The organism is Glaciecola sp. 2405UD65-10, from assembly GCF_048820975.1.
GTDB lineage: Bacteria > Pseudomonadota > Gammaproteobacteria > Enterobacterales > Alteromonadaceae > Glaciecola.
Map to the genome: position 1 here is coordinate 1,194,673 of NZ_JBMEUF010000001.1, position 20,101 is coordinate 1,214,773.

Genomic DNA, 20,101 nt, shown 5'->3' on the forward strand with positions numbered 1-20,101 from the left:
ACTTATACGAACTCTTCACCACCGCCGCCGCCAAGCATTACTTCACCGGCATCGGCTAAACGTCGAGCAATTGACAACACTTCTTTTTGAGCGGTTTCTACTTCACTTAACCTTACCGGCCCCATAGCCTCAATATCATCAATTAGCATTTCTGCGGCACGCTTTGACATATTTCCGGTAATTTTGTTTTTAAGTGCTTCGTCTGCGCCTTTAATGGCACGCATTAAGGTTTCTTGCTGGACTTCGCGTAAAATCGCTTGAATGCCTCGGTCATCAACATCAATAAGGTTGTCAAATACGAACATTAAGTCTTGAATTTGCTGGCTCATCTCCTCGTCTTGCTCACGAATCGCTTCCATCAACTGGGCTTCAATATTGGTATCCAAATAATTCATGATATTGGCAGCAGATTTCAAACCACCCATTTTGGCAGCTTGCGCCCCGGCTTGCCCAGCAAACTGTTTCTCCATTATCTCGTTCAATTCTTGCAATGCGGCGGGCTGAACTTCTTCTAAGTTTGCGACACGCATTAACAAATCTAAACGCACTTTCTCTGGGAACTGCGCCATAATTTCAGCCGACTGCTCAGGCTCTAAATATGACATAACAATCGTTTGAATTTGAGGGTGTTCGTTTCGAATGATGGTGGCAACTTGTTTAGAATCCATCCACTTAAGTGATTCAAGGCCTTTAGCACCTGAGCCTGCCATAATTTGATCTAGTAAGTGTGCAGCTTTATCTTCACCTAGCGCCGCAACTAAAGCACGGCGTACAAAGTCTTCGCTCTTGAAGCCAATAGTAGAGTAGTTCTGAATTTCATCTATAAAATGCTTATGCACTGCCGTTATTTTGCTTTGCGTCATGTCATCCATGGCGGCCATTGCAGTACCCAAGGTTTGAACTTGCTTAGGCTCCATGAATTTAAGTATTTGCGCCGCATCATCTTCTGACAAACTTAACAGTAAAATAGAGGCTTTCTCAATACCATCAAGTTTATTAATATCGTATTCTGGGATGTCATCTTTAGTTTCTTCATCAGCCATTATTACTATTCCTTGCCCAGTTATTCGTCTTCAAGCATCCATCCACGCACTACCTGCGCAGACAGCTCTGGTTCATTTGATACTAGCGCGCGAACCGCTTTTAGAACGTCTTCATCGCGATGTAAATTAGGTAGCATAAGCGAGCCATCTGGTGAGAAACCCACTTTTGATTCATCAAACTCGTCGCTCAATACATTAATGGTTTCATCACCTAAATCTAAATCTGTGTCTAGATCATCTGTTTCCATAATCCCGCCATCAGGGAATATTAATTTCTTAAGCATTGGACGAACAACCGCCAATATAAGAACAATAATAACAGCAGCTCCCATAAACAATTTAAATAGTGGCATGAACCATTCTTCTTCCCAAACATTTGTTTCTTCGGCTTCGCCAAGGTCTACGCGTTTAAACGGAATACTTACCACTTCTAATGAATCTCCGCGGGTTACATCAAATCCCACTCCGCCTTGTAATAAGCGACGAATGTTAAGCAATTCTTGCTGACTCAAAGGTGTGCTTGTTATTTCGCCCTCTGCATTCGTGCTATTTAAGTAATCAACGGCTACCGATACACTTAAGCGACGAATTACACCGGTTTGTTGTTTGGTGTGGCTAATGGTTGTATCTAACTCATAGTTGCGAGTAGATTCTTTACTGTTTGAACCTGGTACAGGCGTGCGGCCGTTAGCACCGTTTGCTTCCTCGGGAATGTTCGAATCAGCAGGTGGCTGATTAGTTAGCGCGCCAGGTATACCAGCGATAACACCGCCAACAGAGTTTTGCTCTGATATCATTTCGCTGCGAACAGCGGGCAAATCAGGATTATATCGACGCTGGGTTTGTTCAACCGCTGTAAAATCCATACTCACATCCGCTTGAGCGGTATAGTTGCCTATCCCTAAAACGGGAATCAAAATAGAGTCTATTTTTTCTAAGTATTCTGATTCTCGTTTTTTCTCAATTTCGTACTCTTTACGCGCTCTAGCACTCATTGAATCAGCAGAGCCTGAATTGAGCAAACGGCCATTATTATCTGATACAGTGACTCGGCTAGGATCAATGCCTTGTACCGCCGATGATACAATATCTACAATTGCGTCAACTTCTTCACCTGACAAATAATTACCGTTTCTTGCCGTTACTACAACCGTGGCACTTGCTTTAGATTCACGGCGCGAAAACACGTTTTCTTTCGGTATCGCCAAAAGTACGCGTGCTTTACCTACGGCATTTATATCCTCAATAGTGCGGGCAATAAGCTGCTCTCTTGCATGCTTCAGGCGTTCCATTTCAACTCGCTGGCTCACACCGAAGCCCATATCTTGCATAATAATTTCGGTGCCTGCCGAGCTGCTATGATTAATTCCCTGACGCACCATACCAAGCTTTACGTCTTTGAACTGTTCGTCTAAAACGTAAACCGTATTACCTTCAATTTTGTATTTAATTTGGTTTTGATCAAGGTAATCAAGTGTTTCGATCATTTCTTGTGGCGGCATTTGCACCAAGGGACGGTAGGTCGGTTCTTTTGACCAAATAAAGATAAATATAGCTATAGCCACACAAATCACTAAAGTCACAATCATTGTGACCTGACGAATAGTTTCAGTACTCGAGATAGTATCTAAAATAGATGATTTCGACTGTCCAACCATCTCATTAGAATCGTTATCATCTGGAATGGCTAATTCGGTGCTTGCGGCTTCTGCCATAACTTATACTTCCTATTATACCGGCATGTTCATAATGGATTTGTAAGCTTCAAGTAGTTTGTTTCTTACTTGAACAGTAGCTTCAAATGCTATGCCTGATTTTTCTTTTGCAATCATAACGTCGGCTAAGCTTAGGTCTGGATCCCCTAAATCAAAACGCGTTTGCATACTTCTAGATTCCTTTTGCATACCATTGACGGTATCAAGAGCCTGCGTGAGCATATCGGCAAACTGACCGCCGTTATTGTTTGTTTCAACGCGTGATAATCCACCAGACGTACCTGTAATTTGCGAGGTCATAGCCTGCATTTCTTGATAGAGCGAATTGGCTTTAATATCCACTGGCTTATCTCCATATGTCATTATTTTGATGAAAAATGCTTGTTAGGAGTGGGTTTGCAAAGACAATGCCAATACTATGAATAGGCGGCAATATTTGTGGGAAATGTAGGAGTTAGCGGTAATTTACTGCCATATAGCTTTCAGGCAGCTAAAATTAGCTTAAAAAAAAGCCGCCCTCTGAGATGGAGGGCGGAAATTGGGATTGACATCCTGTCATACTGCTTACAAAAAAAACGGGAAGGTTCTTTCAAAATGTTTACTAAATACTATGATGGAAGTTCTATGCCACTATCGCGCATTTTGGCTAATTTATATCGCAAAGTTCGCGGGCTTATGCCAAGTTTCTCGGCTACATCCTTACGCTTGCCTTTAAAAGCCTGCAATGCGTCTAAAATAATCTGATGTTCTTGTAGCCTTAATTCAGAACCTAATAAACTGTTATCGTCTTCGTCTTGCATTTCTTTAGCTATGCCATGCGAGCTCATTTGCTGATAATCTGGCATTATTTTTTGACTATGCATGTCAAAAATTTGTTGGTTGTCAGGTTCAATAAGTAAGTCGTCACTTTCTAGCGTGTCAGAATCACACAAAATTAGTGCGCGCTGAATAACGTTTTCAAGCTCTCTAACATTGCCTGGCCAAGAGTGATGGGTGAGTTTGTGCATTGCCCCGGCTGAAATAGTTGGAATTTGTTTGGGTGTACTGGCGTTTTGAATATGGCGAGTCAGTAAGTGCTTGGCCAAAGGAACGATGTCTCCCTTTCTTTGGCTTAATGGTAACCAAGTAATAGGAAAAACATTTAGGCGATAATACAAATCTTCGCGAAATTTTCCTTGGGCTACAGCTTCTTTTAAATCGCGATTACTGGTTGCCACTACGCGCACATCTAAGCTAATTGTTTTGCGCCCGCCTAAACGCTCTACTTCACGTTCTTGCAATACACGTAATAACTTAGCTTGCAGGGCTAAATCCATCTCTGTAATTTCGTCGAGTAATATTGTGCCTTGTTGCGCTTGTTCAAATTTTCCAGGACAAGCTTGAATAGCACCGGTAAATGCGCCCTTCTCATAACCAAATAAGGTTGCTTCAAGCATGTTTTCTGGGATAGCTGCACAATTTATTGCAACAAATGGCGCATCACTACGATTGGATTGGTCATGAATATAACGAGATATGACTTCTTTACCCGAGCCACTTGGGCCTAATACCATTACTGTTGCATCAGATTTGGCCACTTTTCTGGCTAAATTGAGTAAGTTAACACTGGAATCATCCCCCACTATAGGTGTTTTAGATTCAACTTTTTGTGCAGGTGCATATCGGCCAATTAAATTAAGTAATACTTGTGGCGCAAACGGCTTAGATAAATAATCAGTTGCGCCATCGCGCATGGCTTGAATGGCATCATTTACATTAGCGTATGCGGTCATAAGTACCATAGGTAACTTAGGATATTTATTTTTCACACTTTTAAGTAATGACATACCATCCATACCTTCCATTTGAATGTCACTTACTATTAAATCAAAGGTATTTTCAGATAATTTAACCATCGCGCTTTGTGCGCTTTCTACAGGTGTAACTTGGTATCCAGCTAGCAATAAGGTATCTACTAATGCTTCTCGTAAACCATGATCATCTTCAACAATCAATATTTTAGTTTTGCTCATCATATACTCCTGACTGCGCTTGGTTTAAATTTGTTGTGCTATCTTCTAAGTAAGCTGGAAGATAAATTGAAAAATAGGCACCTTGACGTGGATTATTTCCGCACTTCGCGAAGCCTTTATGTGACTTAGCCACCGTATTTACAACCGCTAATCCTAAGCCGGTGCCTTGAGATTTACTTGTATAAAACGGTTCAAATAATCGGTTTATTTTCGTTTCATCAATACCATCTGCATTATCAAATACATTAAATACTACATATTGAATATTGTTATGCTTGACAGGATTTATGTGTAATTGAACGGACGGCTCGCTTTGATTGCTTTGCATTAAGGCTTGTTTGGCGTTCATCAAAAGATTCGTTAACGCCCCTGTAATAGCTGTTGTATTGCCAAGAATGTTAAGTTCGCATGCCTTGTTTTGAAGGGATAATATAATCCCATCTTGTTCTAACTGCGCTTCAACTTGGCTTATGGCTTGTTCGGCTATCTCTTTACTGCTTACCTTGCTTACAATTTGTTTATCTGAGCTTTTGGCAAACAACAACATATCGTTCACCTGAGATTCTAATTCCTGTAGGCGTAAACTTAGTTTTTGGGTAAAGCGACTTGCCATTTCGTTATGCAAAGGCATAGATTTTAAGTTTTCGGCATATAGCATGGCTGATGACAAAGGCGTACGTACTTGATGAGCAAGAGAGGCAACCATTTTACCCAGTGATGATAAACGCTGCATGTGCCCTACGCGAGTTTGAAGCTGTCTTGTTTCAGTTAAATCGGTAACAACTATCAATTGACCTTTTTCTTCGGTAAGTGGCGATATATCGATTTTAACGCGCTTACCGTTTCGCATGGATACTTCGTGTCCATCATCGGCTTTCGGTGCAAATGCTCTAGCAATAACTTCACGCCATGAGGCACCTATTAATGGTTCACCAAGTAAGGCTATTGCCTGTTGATTTGCTAATGATACTAGCCCTGTTTTATCTACGACCAATACACCAGCAGGCATAATTGATAATAGGTGAGAAAAGCGTTGGTGATCGTGATGTTCATTATGTTTTTGTTCGCTTGTTTGCGAACTAACGGAAGGTGACACTTGATGATGAGTATTGTGTTGCTTGTCACTAACAACATGCAATATTTTCTGTTTACCCGGACTCGGCAACACAGAATTGGCTGTCTCAAAGGATTGACCTTGAAATAGCTTCTTTTTAGTTTTTGAGGAACGATTTATTCCGGAACTTGCCAACATACTTATTCATCATTATTGCGATTACGTATGTTGGCTAATGCATGGCTTATGCCAGTTTTTATTAACAAGTATTTCAGTAACTTAGCGAATATAAAGCAGTCAATTATATGACAACACGTTCAAATTATTGACCATCAGCCTTTTCAACTCGCACAATTTCGTACTTACGCATTTTCTCAACTAAGGTAGTTCTTCGCATACCAAGTTGATCAGCAGCGCGTGCGACTACCCAATCTTGCTGTTCTAATGCTTGATGAATAAGGTTGATTTCTAAATCAGACAAGTACTCTTTCAGATTAACACCATCTGAGGGCAAATTAGCATCTACGCCTTGAAACTCAGGTTCTGAGACAATAGGGCTTGCACCTTCAAATTTAAACATTGCGTTAATTGCATCACGTTCTTGCTGGTCAGAATCTGAGGTACTAGACGCATCAATAATTTCACTCTGATTGCCTGTTTCATCAAACTGGTACTTATGCGGTAAATGTGGAACGTCGATTACTTTAGAAGGATGTAATATAGAAAGTCGTTCTACTAAATTAGATAACTCGCGAACATTGCCGGGCCATCCGTGATGCATCAATGATGTCATGGCTGATTGAGTAAACCTAACTGGTGACTGCTTATTATTTTCAAGACGCGTAACAAGCTCTTGCAGTAATAAAGGAATATCCTGTGCTCGCTCTCTAAGGGCGGGGGTTTCAATTGGAAAAACGTTAAGTCGATAATACAAATCTTCTCTAAACGTTCCCTCAACAATCATGTCTTCAAGATTTCTGTGGGTTGCAGCAATAATTCTTACATCACACTTTAGGGTTTTAGCCCCGCCAACTCGCTCAAAAATGCGCTCTTGCAAAACACGCAGTAATTTCACCTGCATTTGCAGGGGCATATCGCCTATTTCGTCTAAAAACAGAGTGCCGTTTTCAGCAAGCTCAAAGCGTCCTTTTCTGGCACTAATAGCCCCCGTAAAAGCACCCTTTTCGTGACCAAACAGCTCACTTTCAAGTAAATCACCTGGAATAGCGCCACAGTTTACGGGCACAAATGGTCCTTTCTGACGATTTGACATGTAATGTATATTACGTGCTACCACCTCTTTACCAGTACCCGATTCGCCCAGTATTAATACGTTTGCCTCAACTGGAGCAACTTGCTCAATCAATTCACGGACTTCAGTAATCCCTCTACTGTTACCGACTAAGCTTCTAAAGAGTTTAGTTTTACCGGTTACTAAGGAAGATAAGGGACGATTAGCTGTGTGATATTCGCTGCTGCGCTGCAGTAAATCATTTAAACTGGGATAAGTAATAGGCTCATACAATGAACCTATTAAATTTTTGAATTCTCTATCACCCGATAATTGAAATCCTATGTTGATGAATGGGCTATCGGGGAATTTTTCAATAACATCTTCAGCAACTTCGGGGATCTCGCCATCAATTAATATTGCGGCTAAACTTGAACTAGCGCTAATTGCTTCTACACATTCTGAATATGCACAAGATTTACAATTTTCCCCCAAGAAGTTCAAGATTATGGTTAAGTTTTGAACCCGAGTTTGGTTATCACTGACAATTAGAATTTCGCTCATACTTCCTCATTATTATTATCGGTATATGTGCTTTGTATAAAATTGAGCAATATTCGCATGCAAATATATACCTTCACCCAATATTACATTTGATCACATACCTAATAGTAGCGAAAAGTACAGATTTTGACACCTAAAATATTCACTTTGCCGATAAAATCAGAGATTTCTGACAATTTTTGGAGGAAACAAGCTTATTTTAAAAGAAATTTACGCGAAATTAGCCTACGGATGGCATTTAATACCTTTAATGCACAGATGAAAATTAAATAGCGAGCTTTTGTGCTCTATACATTAATTCAGCCTGAATCCAATCTTCTTCGGTATCTATGTCTTGCACTAGGTGGCGTGGCAACAATATTGCCTCAGCGTGAGATGAGAACATTGCTTTTTTTGATAAAAAACCGGCTGTTGTCCCCCAATAAAACTGCCCAGCATCATGAAGCGCTTCTTCTAAATCTTGTGAGCGTGCGTCAACGAATGCCGGAAACATAGGTGCTAAGCCATGCTCTGTCATTTTCATTGCTCTTTGTACTGGAAAATCAAAGTGTGTAACTGAAAAAGCGAAAGACTTTTCATCATTCGCTTTTAATATTTCAAAGCCTTTATTTAAATATTCAACACTTAACAACGGCGCCGTTGCATATATGCAACAACAGTAGTCGTAATGCTTACCTTGTCCACTTAAAGCGTTAATTGCGTGTTCAATCACTTCTCGTGTTCCGGTGAAATCATCAGCGAGCGCTTTGGGACGCATAAACGGTGCGCTTGCGCCTAGTGATATGGCTAATTCGGCAATTTCAGGTGAATCAGTTGATACAATAATGTCATCAAATAATCCGGAATCTTGTGCTGCCTTAATGGAATAAGCTATTAAGGGTTGGCCACAAAAGTCTTTAACATTTTTATGAGGGATCCTCTTACTGCCAGCTCTGGCGGGGATGAGCGCGAAATTCAAATGCTTACTTCCTGTTACAGCCTTAGGCCAAAATACTTTTTAGTGTGTTTATTATATAGTCTTGTTGAGTATCATCAAGCCCCACATAAATAGGTAGCGTTAATGCATTGTCGTAAAACTTTTCTGCGGCAGGAAAATCGCCTTTTTTGAAACCAAGCTGTTGATAAAACGGATGTAAATGAATAGGGATATAATGCACATTAACCGCAATTCCCTGTGCATGAAGTTTTTCGTACACGTGCTTGCGCTCATGCGTTTTTACTTCCACCATAAATAAGTGCCAGCTTGATGCTTCAAGCATCTGTAATGAGGGTAAAGCAAGAGGTAAGTCGTTTAATTTTTCCAGATATCTTTTTGCTATATGACGCCGCTGATGCATAAATTCATCTATCCGCTTGAGTTGCGATATACCCAATGCAGCTTGTAAATCTGATAATCTATAATTGTACCCTAATACTAACTGTTGGTAATACCAAGGTCCTTGGGTTTCATCTGCATACTCATGCTGCATTAATTCATCACTACGCGTAATTCCATGCTTTGCGAAGAGTACGCATTTCTGCGCCAATTGCGCATTGTTGCATAATACCGCGCCACCTTCTGCGGTGGTAATAGATTTAACAGGATGGAAGCTAAGCACGGTGATGTCGGAATATTGGCAAGCCCCAATAGGTTTATTATGATAATAAGCCCCTAGGGCGTGCGCAGCATCTTCTATAATGGCAATGTTGTAAGGCTTACATAATTGACTAATAGCTTGCATGTCACAAGGCTCGCCCGAAAAATGAACAAGCACTAGGGCTTTAGGTAGCTGGCCCTGCTGCTGCGCTTTTAATAATTTGTCTTTTAAGGCATCAACACTCATATTTCTTGTATGAGGGTCAATATCAACAAAATCGATAGATGCGCCGCAGTACAATGCACAATTTGCAGAAGCTGCAAATGAGTTAGGCGAGGTCCACACAATGTCTCCTACACCTATTTCTAAAGCCATACATGCAACGTGCAAACCTGAGGTGCCGCTATTAACAGCGGTACAGTATGAAGCTTGAGTATAGTCACAAAGTGCTTTTTCAAACTCAGGTACTTTGCTGCCTTGGGTCAAAAAATGATGCTGCAGCACGTCTACTACCGCACTTACGTCATCATCATTAATATTGTGCTTACCATAATTAATCATATTTGTAGGTTTACAGTTTCTGTTTATCTAATGCAATTAACTCTTCTACGCTTAAAAAATGAGGATTGGTGCCTGAATGATACTCAAACTTATCGGTTACCACCTGGCCTTTTTCACCTAATCTATTTACGTTATATTCCAGTTTACCTTCAAAAAATACTATGGCAGGGGTAATCACAAAGTGGTCCTCAAATTCAATGCTATGGTGCGCCATTTCCTCGGGTACCATTACTTCATGTAATTTTTCGCCAGGACGAATACCAATCAACTCATAATCTTTTTTGCCGCTCATTGCCTCCACCAGATCGAGTATTCGAATGGAAGGTATTTTAGGAATAAAGATTTCACCGCCTTGCATGCGAGCAAAGTTCTTTATGACAAACATAACACCTTCATCAAGAGTAATCCAAAAGCGGGTCATTTCTTCATGGGTTACTGGTAACTTTTTAATTCCTTCAGCCAGCAACTTTCGATAGTAAGGCACTACGGAACCTCGTGAACCGACTACATTTCCATAGCGTACTACGGCAAAACGCGGGCCATCCGCACCGGCTATGTTATTGGCTGCAACAAATAGTTTATCTGAAGCAAGCTTGGTTGCTCCGTAAAGATTAACAGGGTTTGCGGCCTTGTCAGTTGATAAGGCAATCACCTTATTCACACCATTGGCAATGCACGCATCAATTACATTTTGCGCACCATTTATATTCGTTTTAATGCATTCGTTGGGGTTATATTCAGCTGCAGGCACTTGTTTTAGCGCTGCCGCATGAATAACAAAATCCACGTTTTTAGTGGCAGTAAGTAACCTTTCTTTGTCTCGAACATCGCCAATAAAGTAGCGCATAGCTTTGTGATTAAATTCTTGCTGCATCTCAAACTGTTTAAGTTCATCGCGCGAAAACACAATTAGTCTGGCTGGGGTATGATTGTCTAATATGTAGCGAATAAAACGCTTTCCAAATGAACCCGTACCGCCTGTAATTAAAATATGCTTATTATCAAACAAAATAGTTGCTCCTTATGAACGACAAGTATGCCTTGAATATGCCATTTTAATTGTATTACTGGCTATTTCAGGGGATATGCCAAACACCTAACAGTTCGAATGAAAGCGGATTACGGTTCACTTTAATGCCACAATTGCGCAAGGCATCTGAGGTATTAATACTCGTTATATGTTTGCGAGGTACAGCTGCGTAGCGCTGAAACATATAGTGAGTTTGCATCTGTAGTGTAGGAAAAAAATTCTTCTCTATACTAGTAAGCGATACCGATTCAAATTCGTTATCGACAAAAAGTGTCGATTTTTCGTCACTGGGTGTTTGATTTACGTTATTTTCTAATGCTTTAGCATTTATCAAGCCAGTTTTACTGAATCGTGGTTTACATAAGATTTCTTTGAACATACTCAAATCTTGCGAACGCGCCCAGAGGGTATGGAAATATTCATCAATTAGATAGTAAGGTTCTCTTCCTTGTTTTTGCGCTTCATTTAAATTTTCTTCTACTGCTATATTGGGGCTATAAATAATGCAAACATCATCGAAAATTGGCGCTTGCTTAATTAGATTGAGTAAGGCGTAGCTATGAACAATCAAACCCAGTTTATTAGTATCAACTTCACTACATTTGTTGAGTAAGTCATGCGCAAAATCAAGGTCATTTTCGTGCATAATCATTATTAAATTAATAGCTGCCGGCCGGCGTATTTCTCCAACTTCAAATTGAATTTTGGATTGGCAGAGCTTGGCTAATGCTGCGAATTTATTTGTTGTGGATGCGTCGCTGAAAATTAAAAACAATGGCTCATGGTTTTGCAACAATAATTGTTCACGGCGATCGCCAAAAGAATCAGACCTATCAACAACGCTAAATTGAAAAGCTAATAATGATAAGGAATCTGACAAGCTCTCTAACCAAAACTGCCTGATATTATTGGCCGCTAGAACACCCGCTTGTTCATCATTCTGTAAAATGGCTTTACTCATTGCTGCACAAGCGTAATTAACGGTAGCAAAATAATAATAGAAGAATAAAGAGCCACCTTTTGATTGCGAACTAAAGGTAGCCTCTCGCATTTTTTGAATTAATTCATCAACACATGCTTTACGATTAAATGGCGTTTGGCACAGCAAAATAAGTTCTTGTACTTGTTCTATTAGCAAGTCATAACTGTATGAATGCGTTAACATACTAAATACATCAGAACTGAGCGTCATGAAACAATTTGTTAATGCGCCAAGGGTGCGTCGTTTATTTTCGGCAGAACTAAGTACCAATATATTTTCTTTATCTAGTGGAATGGTTTTATTAATGAACACCCCATTTGATAAATTAAAGCATTCGCTTTTATGCTCGCTAATAGCCTCTTCCATAATCATGCGAGAAATATTAAATTCAGTTTTAGTAAACACCCAAGCTCGTTTATTACCTTTAGCTCTCAGCTCGGCTTGATGTCTTCCCTTATAATTGTATATTTGCTTACCATTTTCATAATAACCTGATGCTTGGCTATGATGTTTCTCTTGGTCAGCAAAACCTAAATCTATACCTACAAAATACAGCTGTTCAAATCCTAAACTTAAGAAAAAACTGACTGCCATATTACTCACCGTGGGATACGCGAAAGCGAGGGTATGGAAGCTATTTTTGGGAAACATTGCCATCATGGCTGAGCTTGAGGACTCACCTTGTTTAAATGATAAGAGTACATTGTTAAATAATGCGATTGTGTCGGGGTGCATGCCATTGACGCTAATGAGGGTAATTTGCTTTAAGTATTCATAATCATTAATACGTGAAACCCAATCAAAATTAGCTCTATTTTGTTCCACTTCACCATGAAAATCAGGCACAATGCCATGGCGATGAAGGGCTTGCAAAGCCGTACCACAACTTACAACAATTGCTTCATTCTTACATTCTTTTAGTTCTTCAATACAATCATCTAAAGATGGTCCGTTACCAACAATAAATACAGGTAATTGCTTATCATTTTTTGATAAGTATTGAGCAGGATTATGCCTTAGTGCAGCTACATTATTGCCTAGCGCTTGCGCAGTATGGCTTAAACCATAAAGCACATGGTCAAAGTTTTCTCCCATTGAGAAGATGACTTGCAGCTGAGTTCTGACTTCATGCAATACTTGTTGCAACATAGGATTGTTGTAGCATTGAAGTAAATATGTTTCGTTTAATAAATGTGGACCTAAAGCAAGAAATTGGGACATTAAATCTTTGAACAAGACCGAACTCGCTTCGCCAATATTAATGTAAAGTTTATGCCCTTCGCTTTCAATCTTTTCAAAAATGGGCGCCCAATCAATAGCGTACAAAGCTGCATAGAAAAAATCTGGATTGGGCTCACAAATTATAAGGTGTTGTATATCCTTTTGCTCATATAAAGAATGTAAGGTATAGGCTTGGCCTACTCCAAATATGAGTAAAGCTTTAACCGTGTTGGGCAACTCTCCTTTTTGCTTAGTAACTTTGTTAAGTTCAGTGTTGGCTTTATTAATGAAAGTGTTATGAACATAGTGCTTTAGCTTATTTCCTGAGTAACCAAACGCTAAACCATCTATGTTGGGATGCTCAGAAAAATTATTGGCCATTAAGGCCCCTTCGTTTTGCGGGTCATTATTTGACAAAAACGAACTGTGAAAGCGATTATAAAGGTTGATGCCCCCTAAATCTGCGTGTTTGATAACTTCCCAATAGCTTGGCGTATAATCTTTAAATACCTGATAAAGATCAGGGAAATATTGCTTAAAAAGCGCCAAATTTCCTTGAAATAGCTTATCTTTGCTGCTAACTACATGCCATTTTTCAAGCGCAATCGATGTTAAAAAATTAAGCTGCTGATCATTATAATGAGAGGCGCTTGTATCAATTTCCGCTACTGCAGGTGACCATTGCCCAGCACGGACTTTTCGAATGAGGCTATTAGATCTATGGTTCTTTTCGTGTTGGTAAAATAAAACACGCTTGGCGTCAGTGTGTTGGCTCAGTTCTTTGACATCATCAAATACACTGCCTGCTTGCGGGCCTAGCTGCAAAAACAATTGAAGTTGCGCTTTGTTGGCGTCCTCTAAAAAGCCTGCCCAATTAAATAAACTCAAAGAAACCCTGAAAATTTCTAAGTTTGGTTCATAAATAACGAGTCTTTTAGGTTTTAGCTTGTTAAGCAGTAAGGGGATATGGCTACCTTTTCCTAGACCTAAAATACATAAAGTATCAATAGCACTCTGGCCAACACAGTCATGCAAGTCTTCAGCGTATTGCTTAATCGCTTCAAATGCATTACTTAGAAGTGGGCTGGGTCGATGTTGATCATTTTGCTGGAGGCTAAGTAAAGCGCTTGATAGTTGCCAAGCATCTACTTGGGTTTGAATATGCTGATCAACACCTATGGGGTAAAAGCTAGCACCCGAATGAATATTGACCATATTAGATTGTTTATATTTGTCTATAAACAAGCTAATGGATTGACTCGGTAATTCATTAATTGTTTGCGCAACATTAGGAATAAATCGCTTAAATGCCGCGATATTCGCCTGTTCGCTAGCGCTTATTTGCTGAGCAAACGCGCCCTCATTTTGACTCTGAATATCTTCATCAGAATCAAGGTGTAGCCTGATATCATTTAGCATATTTTATACTTGGTGGTATTTTTTAATCGCTTTAGATGATTTACTGGCTTGCCCTAACAAACTTCTTACAGTAGCTTGCCTAGCTTCCACTAAGCTTGTAATTATGTCGTTTGTTTTTAATTCGCTAGCAGCAAAACACCTTCTATGTTGTTCGTCTAAGGTGTTAAGCAAAGATTCTACCAAGTTGGCGCGTTCGCCTATTAATTTTTCTAAAGCCGCATCACTGCTGTAGTCTTGTGACAGTATTTCGCTAAGCTGCTGGTTAAATTCCATCAATTCAGGCGGTGTATATGCATGGTTAAAACTATGTATCATATGTTGTAATTAACCGTGAGCTACTTGGGAAGCACTGTAAGCCTCTTGCTTGGCTTGTTCGGGTATTGCAGCCCAAGCGTCTTTCAATGGCATAAATAATCGCGTTACCTCATCAATATGCTCAATACCGTTTTCAGTGTTGATGCTGGTCAGTTTCTCAATGATATAATTATACAAATTAGCCATATTTTCAGAAAAATCACCCTCTACATTCATATCAAGGGTGTCACGTAGGTTCAAAAATATGGCAGTTGCTTTAGATAAATTGTCTGAACGTCCCTTAAGATCATCTCGGCTAATGCAGCCCTTTGCATAAGCCAATCTATCTAAGGCGCCTTGCATTAACATTAAGGTTAAGCGATGGGGATCAGCATTTGCAATATCTTGCTTCAAACTGCCCTTTTTATAAGCGTTAATTGCTTTTAATGACATTTTATATTCCTTAAATTCTGGTTAACCTATCATGGCGAAGAGAGCTGAACTCGATTGGTTTAATCTAGCAACCGTTGAGTCTAAGCTGATATATCTATCACGCAGAGTTTGCTCGTAAGAAATCATACGAATTTCAAAATTTTCTCGGTCAGTGGAAAGTGAATTTACTTGATCATCCAAGCTATCTTCACGAGTACTTAATACGCCTTTTGATTTTGTGTACTGCTCAGTAAATTCAAGCAGCTTTGACACAATACCGTTTTCGGAATTAAACAAGGTATCAATGTCGTCAAAGTTATCTTCTAGCGCAGCGTCTAATCGGCTAGTACCGGTACCTAAACCATAATCACTCGTGCCAATTTCTAATTCTCCATCGCTTGTTAGCTCAATACCCAGAGCAAACAAGCTTCCTAGTGATGAGTCACTTACCGTACTACTTAAAATACTTGCCAAACCCGATTGGAAACCTCGAATCATTGAGTCACCGGCTAACGCGCCATCATTTTCAAGTTCCGAAGAACCATAACCACTCAAACTATCAAGTTCTTCACGTAGCTCGTTAAATTTATCGACAAACTCATTAATTTTTTCTTTGAGATTTTCTTCATCAAAACCGATGGTTAAGCGTGAAGCAATTGGGTCACCGTTAGTATCGGTTTCTGATAATTCATTAACGTCAAATCTGACGCTTTGAATAGTTTCATCAAATTTGTTTGAATCACTTTGTACTTCAATACCATCAACAGAAGCAATGGCATTTTTGGCTATGTTTTTCTCTTCAATACTTAAATTACTTGCCGCCCCGGTAGACGTTTCAGTTGTTAGCCTTGCCAATTCTGGTGCATCATTCGTGTTAACTATTTGCAAGTCGTTGCCAGCGCCGGTAACGTCTGAAGTGAACACCAATTTAGCGCCCCCCTCATCGGTACCAGTATTGATAATATTTGCTTTAACACCAAAATTATCATCACTGTTATTTATAGCCTCGCGCAACTCAGCTAGCGTCATACCGGCTTCAACAGTAATGGAAAATTCATCACCAGTGTTGTCAATTTTAAAAGTTAAATCTGCGGTACCTGAAGCAAGCACTTCGTCGTTTCGGTCGGTGAAACCGCCATCTGCCGCACTTGCGGTTTCAATACGTGAACCACTGGCAAGTTGCGTGACTGCAATATTATAAGTACCAGGTAAGGCCGCATCGGTGGGTGTTGCCGACAATACATCGTTATCTTCTGAAGGGTTAACAATAGTTGGTTCACGTGAGCTTAAATCACCTTCTTGTTGAAGGTCTTCTAAAATTTCCTCAAACTCACTAATTTTAGATTTAACTTGGCCAATTGCAGAAATTTCTGAATTGATGGTTTCATCACGCTCATCCAATCGGGCAGCTTTTGGTGCGCGCTCTGCTTCTAATAGCCCTTGAACCAAAGACTCTAAGTCTAATCCAGAACCTACACCTAACGATTGAATACTCATAAATTACCTCATATTAAGCCTGCCTATCTATTACCAACCCACGAACGGATTGTGATTCAGACTCTAATTCTCTAATACGTGCTGCAAATTCTTGCATTTCCTCGGAAGGAATTTGCCGTATAACGTTGCCGCTTTGTTTATCTGACACTGTTACAACGGGCTGCTGGCTGTCTTCATTCATGCTAAATGAAAGTTTTGTGCCATTTGTTTGCAAAAATTCACTAATGTTGTTTAACGATTCTGAAAAACTAACATTTTCCTCTCTCGATAAGGTATCGGCTGATTTTTGATTAGCTTTAAGCTTTTTGTCTTGATCAGACTGCTGTTGCTCAGAGAGTTGCAGAGGTGCTTTTTCAGCATTTTTAACCTGCTGATTTACTGCGGCATTTTCGCTTTTCGTATAATTACTCACGCCCGAAGACATGCCAACTACATTACTACTAGCGAAACTATTGTTTGTAAGCATGGAAGCAGATTCTTTAGCAATACCAAGGCTTACTTTAGTATTTATACTGTCCATAATGAGCTCCACTAAAAAAAAGGAGGAGCGGTTGCACCTAAACAACAGGTGAACCGCCCGTTCAACGCAACTATTTATTAGGAGATATATCCTAACTCGCTAGCAGATTATCCTAGTAGCGACAATGCTGTTTGCGGTCGATTATTGGCTTGGCTTAGCACGGCAATCGAAGCTTGTTGTAAAATTTGGTTTCTAGTTAAATTAGCGGTTTCAGCCGCATAGTCGGTGTCAACAATGCGTGAACGTGCACTGGATAAATTTTCATGCACATTGCTTAAATTACGTATAGACGATTGAAATCTATTTTCCGCAGAGCCTAAATCAGCTCGAATTGACCCTATGGCCGACAACGCAGTATCAATAGTATCAACCGCCGTTGAAGCATTTGCAGCAGTGTCTACTGCCAGTGATGCTAGGCCTAAGCCTGTTGCACTAAATCCGTTAGTGTCAATACTGCCTGCAGACAAATTGATTGATATATTTTGGCCACTGTTAGCCCCTACTAAAAATTTTGCTGAGTAACCGCCATCAAATAAGGCGACTCCGTTGTACTCGGTGTCAGTTGCAATACGAGATATTTCATTTTTTAAGGCTAGTACCTCAGAGTTCAGTGCCTCGCGGTCAGCATCAGAATTTATTCCATTTTGTGATTGTATCGCTAATTGGCGTATCCGTTGCAATGCGGTGGTGGTTTCGCCCAAGGCCCCTTCTGCTGTTTGTGTCAAAGAAATGGCATCATTGGCGTTTCTAACGGCTTGCGAAATACCATCAACTTGCGCAGTAAGGCGCTCAGAAATTTGTAGGCCGGCGGAATCATCAGCAGCAGAGTTAATGCGTAAGCCTGACGACAAACGTTCATAGGACTTATCTAAATCTGATGTAGAGTTAAATAATTGACGCTGTGCATTAAGCGCAGACACATTAGTATTTACATATATAGACATTCACTACCTCCATAAAAAACAAGAGTTTTGAGAGAGCCATCACGTAGGAGCTTCTCTTGCTTTTATGTATTTTCGCTGAAGCGGGTTCACTACGCCTGCTTTCAACTGCCTCAAATTTGGTTAGCAATCACTAATTGCATTACCCCTCAACTAAAGGTATCGGCGCTTTCTAAAATTCCTTTAGATAAATATGAGAAAAAAATCAAAAACATCGAAAATCAAATTTAAGAAATTGATTTTTATGAAAAATAAAATTCAACTTATTTTAATAATATGATTAAAACAGGCTCTTATTTAATGAATAAATAGCTAAATTTTTCCGGAGAATAGATTTAATCCTAACAACTAGAATCATAATTTAAGAATTGTTGGCACAAAGAGTGCTTTAGATTTGAGCAACAACGACATGGATTTTGTAGCTATTGTGTCAAAGTTGAATTGTTTTTTGGTAGTAGATGGAAAAAAAGCTGGACCATAGGGCGGCCCAGCCAAATTGCTCACGTTAGGAGTTGGAGCAAACTTTTTGTCGGCTTGCAGGATTGTAGAACATTGAAAGTACTGGCCTCTCAACCTACACTTCTATACTCTCAGTCTTGCTAGTCGACGTTTTACCTTTTGTTATATCTTTGAGACTTTTGCCAAGCTGATGTTGATGCATCTTAGCGTGCATTTCCAGCTTTACCATCCTTAGTAAATAGGGCCTCTCAAAGCCTAACTATCCTTTTATATAATTTTTAGCTTAACCCTGTAACAAACTCAACGCTGCTTGTGGTCTTTGGTTTGCCTGTGCCAATACCGTTGTGCTGGCTTGCTGAATTATTTGCAAACGGGTTAGACTTGCCGTTTCAGCGGCAAAATCTGTGTCTTTAATGCGGCTGCGCGCTGCCGATACGTTTTCCGACACATTTGTCAAATTACGAATGGTAGATTGAAAACGGTTTTGTATGGCCCCCATATCGGCTCGTTTACCGTCAACCGCTTCAATGGCAGCATCAATTGCTACTAGGGCTGCAGACGCAGCGCCAGGAGTAGATACTGATAAGTCAAAGCCTGGAAATAATCCACTGGTACCATAGCCATCGACACGTGACACGTTTACACTGATGGTTTGGCCCGAATTTGCGCCCACTAAAAATTTAGAAGAAAAATCACCTGACAATACGTCTACTCCACCAAACTGCGTGGTCGTGGCGATTCGACTCATCTCTATTTTTAACGCCGCGACTTCTTTTTGAAGAGCATTTCGATCTGCATCAGAGTTTATGCCATTTTGGGATTGAATGGCCAATACTCTTATACGTTGCAGAGCAGTGGTTGTTTCTTGTAAAGCACCTTCAACCGTTTGAGCTAAGGAAATACCATCGTTAGCATTTCTAACGGCTTGGTCTAGCCCCATTATTTGCGATGTCATGCGATCGGATATTTGCAGTCCGGCAGCATCATCTTTGGCGCTGTTAATTCTGTAACCAGAAGATAAGCGTTCAAAAGCGGTGCTTAAATTCGTGGTGGTATCATTTAAATAACGTCTAGTACTGATTGACGATATATTAGTATTTACAAATAAAGACATAATAATTCTCCTAACGATTTATTAAACATGCTGACTTATTATTGTTATTTCAGCTATTTTCTTAATTTCACAGCAAATGCTGTAAAACTGGCACAGTCTCTGCTTATTAACTAGCAATCAGGGACTGATTAAATTTTTATTTTTCTTCACTAGAAAAATAAAAAGCATGTAAGCTGTAACAGAGCGAAAGCTCTTGCTGACTGACAGGTATAGTGTTCCAGACCTCATACCTCTCACTACCTCCTGGCGTTGTGCCTGTTGGTCGGCAGTTCAGTTTGTCATATCAACTTCTGTTACTTTTCTTAAGGCAATACTTATCCCATGAATATTCTTTGAGTAGAAGAACATTGCCTATAGCTAAACTATTTGTTTGGAGTGAATGGCGCTTTGCGGACGTTTAATTGCACACGAGTGATTATTCGTATTTAATTTGTC

Annotated in this window: 16 protein-coding genes; all 16 read right to left on the minus strand. The window is 39.9% G+C overall.

The window, feature by feature from the left end; genetic code table 11:
• Window positions 1-2 precede the first annotated feature (2 nt).
• The 16 genes from fliG to ACOI22_RS05580 all read right to left on the minus strand — a co-directional run bounded on the left by fliG (window position 3) and on the right by ACOI22_RS05580 (window position 19,666).
• A complete protein-coding gene (fliG, locus tag ACOI22_RS05505) occupies window positions 3-1,043 on the minus strand; it encodes a flagellar motor switch protein FliG (RefSeq protein ID WP_420671003.1) in 1,041 nt (346 codons plus the stop codon).
• A 20-nt stretch (window positions 1,044-1,063) separates the two neighbouring features.
• Window positions 1,064-2,758 carry a flagellar basal-body MS-ring/collar protein FliF gene (gene fliF / locus ACOI22_RS05510; protein ID WP_420671004.1) on the minus strand — a complete coding sequence of 565 codons (1,695 nt, stop codon included), beginning with the start codon at window positions 2,756-2,758 and terminating at the stop codon, window positions 1,064-1,066.
• 15 nt (window positions 2,759-2,773) lie between these two features.
• Window positions 2,774-3,100, minus strand: a complete 327-nt coding sequence (gene fliE, locus ACOI22_RS05515; RefSeq protein WP_420671005.1) for a flagellar hook-basal body complex protein FliE — start codon at window positions 3,098-3,100, stop codon at window positions 2,774-2,776.
• A gap of 266 nt (window positions 3,101-3,366) precedes the next feature.
• Window positions 3,367-4,770, minus strand: coding sequence for a sigma-54-dependent transcriptional regulator (locus tag ACOI22_RS05520; protein WP_420671006.1), 1,404 nt, complete (start codon window positions 4,768-4,770; stop codon window positions 3,367-3,369).
• Complete coding sequence (locus ACOI22_RS05525) at window positions 4,757-6,022, minus strand: sensor histidine kinase (RefSeq protein WP_420671007.1); 1,266 nt, start codon at window positions 6,020-6,022, stop codon at window positions 4,757-4,759. The genes ACOI22_RS05520 and ACOI22_RS05525 overlap by 14 nt, the downstream gene beginning before the upstream one ends.
• 124 nt (window positions 6,023-6,146) lie before the next feature.
• Window positions 6,147-7,619, minus strand: coding sequence for a sigma-54 dependent transcriptional regulator (locus ACOI22_RS05530; RefSeq protein WP_420671008.1), 1,473 nt, complete (start codon window positions 7,617-7,619; stop codon window positions 6,147-6,149).
• 265 nt (window positions 7,620-7,884) lie between these two features.
• Complete coding sequence (pseF, locus tag ACOI22_RS05535; protein ID WP_420671009.1) at window positions 7,885-8,577, minus strand: pseudaminic acid cytidylyltransferase; 693 nt, start codon at window positions 8,575-8,577, stop codon at window positions 7,885-7,887.
• A gap of 22 nt (window positions 8,578-8,599) precedes the next feature.
• A complete protein-coding gene (gene pseC / locus ACOI22_RS05540; RefSeq protein ID WP_420671010.1) occupies window positions 8,600-9,757 on the minus strand; it encodes a UDP-4-amino-4,6-dideoxy-N-acetyl-beta-L-altrosamine transaminase in 1,158 nt (385 codons plus the stop codon).
• 10 nt (window positions 9,758-9,767) lie between these two features.
• The gene (gene pseB / locus ACOI22_RS05545) at window positions 9,768-10,766 is read right to left on the minus strand and encodes a UDP-N-acetylglucosamine 4,6-dehydratase (inverting) (protein ID WP_420671011.1); all 999 of its coding nucleotides are present in this window, start codon (window positions 10,764-10,766) and stop codon (window positions 9,768-9,770) included.
• A gap of 67 nt (window positions 10,767-10,833) precedes the next feature.
• The gene (locus tag ACOI22_RS05550; RefSeq protein ID WP_420671012.1) at window positions 10,834-14,409 is read right to left on the minus strand and encodes a 6-hydroxymethylpterin diphosphokinase MptE-like protein; all 3,576 of its coding nucleotides are present in this window, start codon (window positions 14,407-14,409) and stop codon (window positions 10,834-10,836) included.
• A gap of 3 nt (window positions 14,410-14,412) precedes the next feature.
• Window positions 14,413-14,724 (minus strand): hypothetical protein, encoded by a 312-nt coding sequence (locus ACOI22_RS05555; protein ID WP_420671013.1) that lies wholly within the window; start codon window positions 14,722-14,724, stop codon window positions 14,413-14,415.
• Between the two features lie 9 nt (window positions 14,725-14,733).
• Window positions 14,734-15,156 (minus strand): flagellar export chaperone FliS, encoded by a 423-nt coding sequence (gene fliS, locus ACOI22_RS05560; protein ID WP_420671014.1) that lies wholly within the window; start codon window positions 15,154-15,156, stop codon window positions 14,734-14,736.
• 21 nt (window positions 15,157-15,177) lie between these two features.
• Complete coding sequence (gene fliD, locus ACOI22_RS05565) at window positions 15,178-16,632, minus strand: flagellar filament capping protein FliD (protein ID WP_420671015.1); 1,455 nt, start codon at window positions 16,630-16,632, stop codon at window positions 15,178-15,180.
• Window positions 16,633-16,645: 13 nt separating this feature from the next.
• On the minus strand, window positions 16,646-17,152 hold the full coding sequence (locus tag ACOI22_RS05570) for a flagellar protein FlaG (protein ID WP_420671016.1): 507 nt from the start codon (window positions 17,150-17,152) through the stop codon (window positions 16,646-16,648).
• Between the two features lie 107 nt (window positions 17,153-17,259).
• Window positions 17,260-18,096, minus strand: a complete 837-nt coding sequence (locus ACOI22_RS05575) for a flagellin (RefSeq protein ID WP_420671017.1) — start codon at window positions 18,094-18,096, stop codon at window positions 17,260-17,262.
• 739 nt (window positions 18,097-18,835) lie between these two features.
• Window positions 18,836-19,666 carry a flagellin gene (locus ACOI22_RS05580; protein WP_420671018.1) on the minus strand — a complete coding sequence of 277 codons (831 nt, stop codon included), beginning with the start codon at window positions 19,664-19,666 and terminating at the stop codon, window positions 18,836-18,838.
• Window positions 19,667-20,101: the final 435 nt, after the last annotated feature.

Bases quoted from the DNA above. Each gene is read 5' to 3' on its own strand.
- ACOI22_RS05530 (WP_420671008.1), bottom strand. From the start codon at position 7,619: ATGAGCGAAATTCTAATTGTCAGTGATAACCAAACTCGGGTTCAAAAC.
- fliD (WP_420671015.1), bottom strand. From the start codon at position 16,632: ATGAGTATTCAATCGTTAGGTGTAGGTTCTGGATTAGACTTAGAGTCT.
- ACOI22_RS05555 (WP_420671013.1), bottom strand. From the start codon at position 14,724: ATGATACATAGTTTTAACCATGCATATACACCGCCTGAATTGATGGAA.
- ACOI22_RS05575 (WP_420671017.1), bottom strand. From the start codon at position 18,096: ATGTCTATATATGTAAATACTAATGTGTCTGCGCTTAATGCACAGCGT.
- fliS (WP_420671014.1), bottom strand. From the start codon at position 15,156: ATGTCATTAAAAGCAATTAACGCTTATAAAAAGGGCAGTTTGAAGCAA.
- ACOI22_RS05550 (WP_420671012.1), bottom strand. From the start codon at position 14,409: ATGCTAAATGATATCAGGCTACACCTTGATTCTGATGAAGATATTCAG.
- fliG (WP_420671003.1), bottom strand. From the start codon at position 1,043: ATGGCTGATGAAGAAACTAAAGATGACATCCCAGAATACGATATTAAT.
- ACOI22_RS05520 (WP_420671006.1), bottom strand. From the start codon at position 4,770: ATGAGCAAAACTAAAATATTGATTGTTGAAGATGATCATGGTTTACGA.
- ACOI22_RS05570 (WP_420671016.1), bottom strand. From the start codon at position 17,152: ATGGACAGTATAAATACTAAAGTAAGCCTTGGTATTGCTAAAGAATCT.
- fliF (WP_420671004.1), bottom strand. From the start codon at position 2,758: ATGGCAGAAGCCGCAAGCACCGAATTAGCCATTCCAGATGATAACGAT.
- ACOI22_RS05580 (WP_420671018.1), bottom strand. From the start codon at position 19,666: ATGTCTTTATTTGTAAATACTAATATATCGTCAATCAGTACTAGACGT.
- pseC (WP_420671010.1), bottom strand. From the start codon at position 9,757: ATGATTAATTATGGTAAGCACAATATTAATGATGATGACGTAAGTGCG.
- ACOI22_RS05525 (WP_420671007.1), bottom strand. From the start codon at position 6,022: ATGTTGGCAAGTTCCGGAATAAATCGTTCCTCAAAAACTAAAAAGAAG.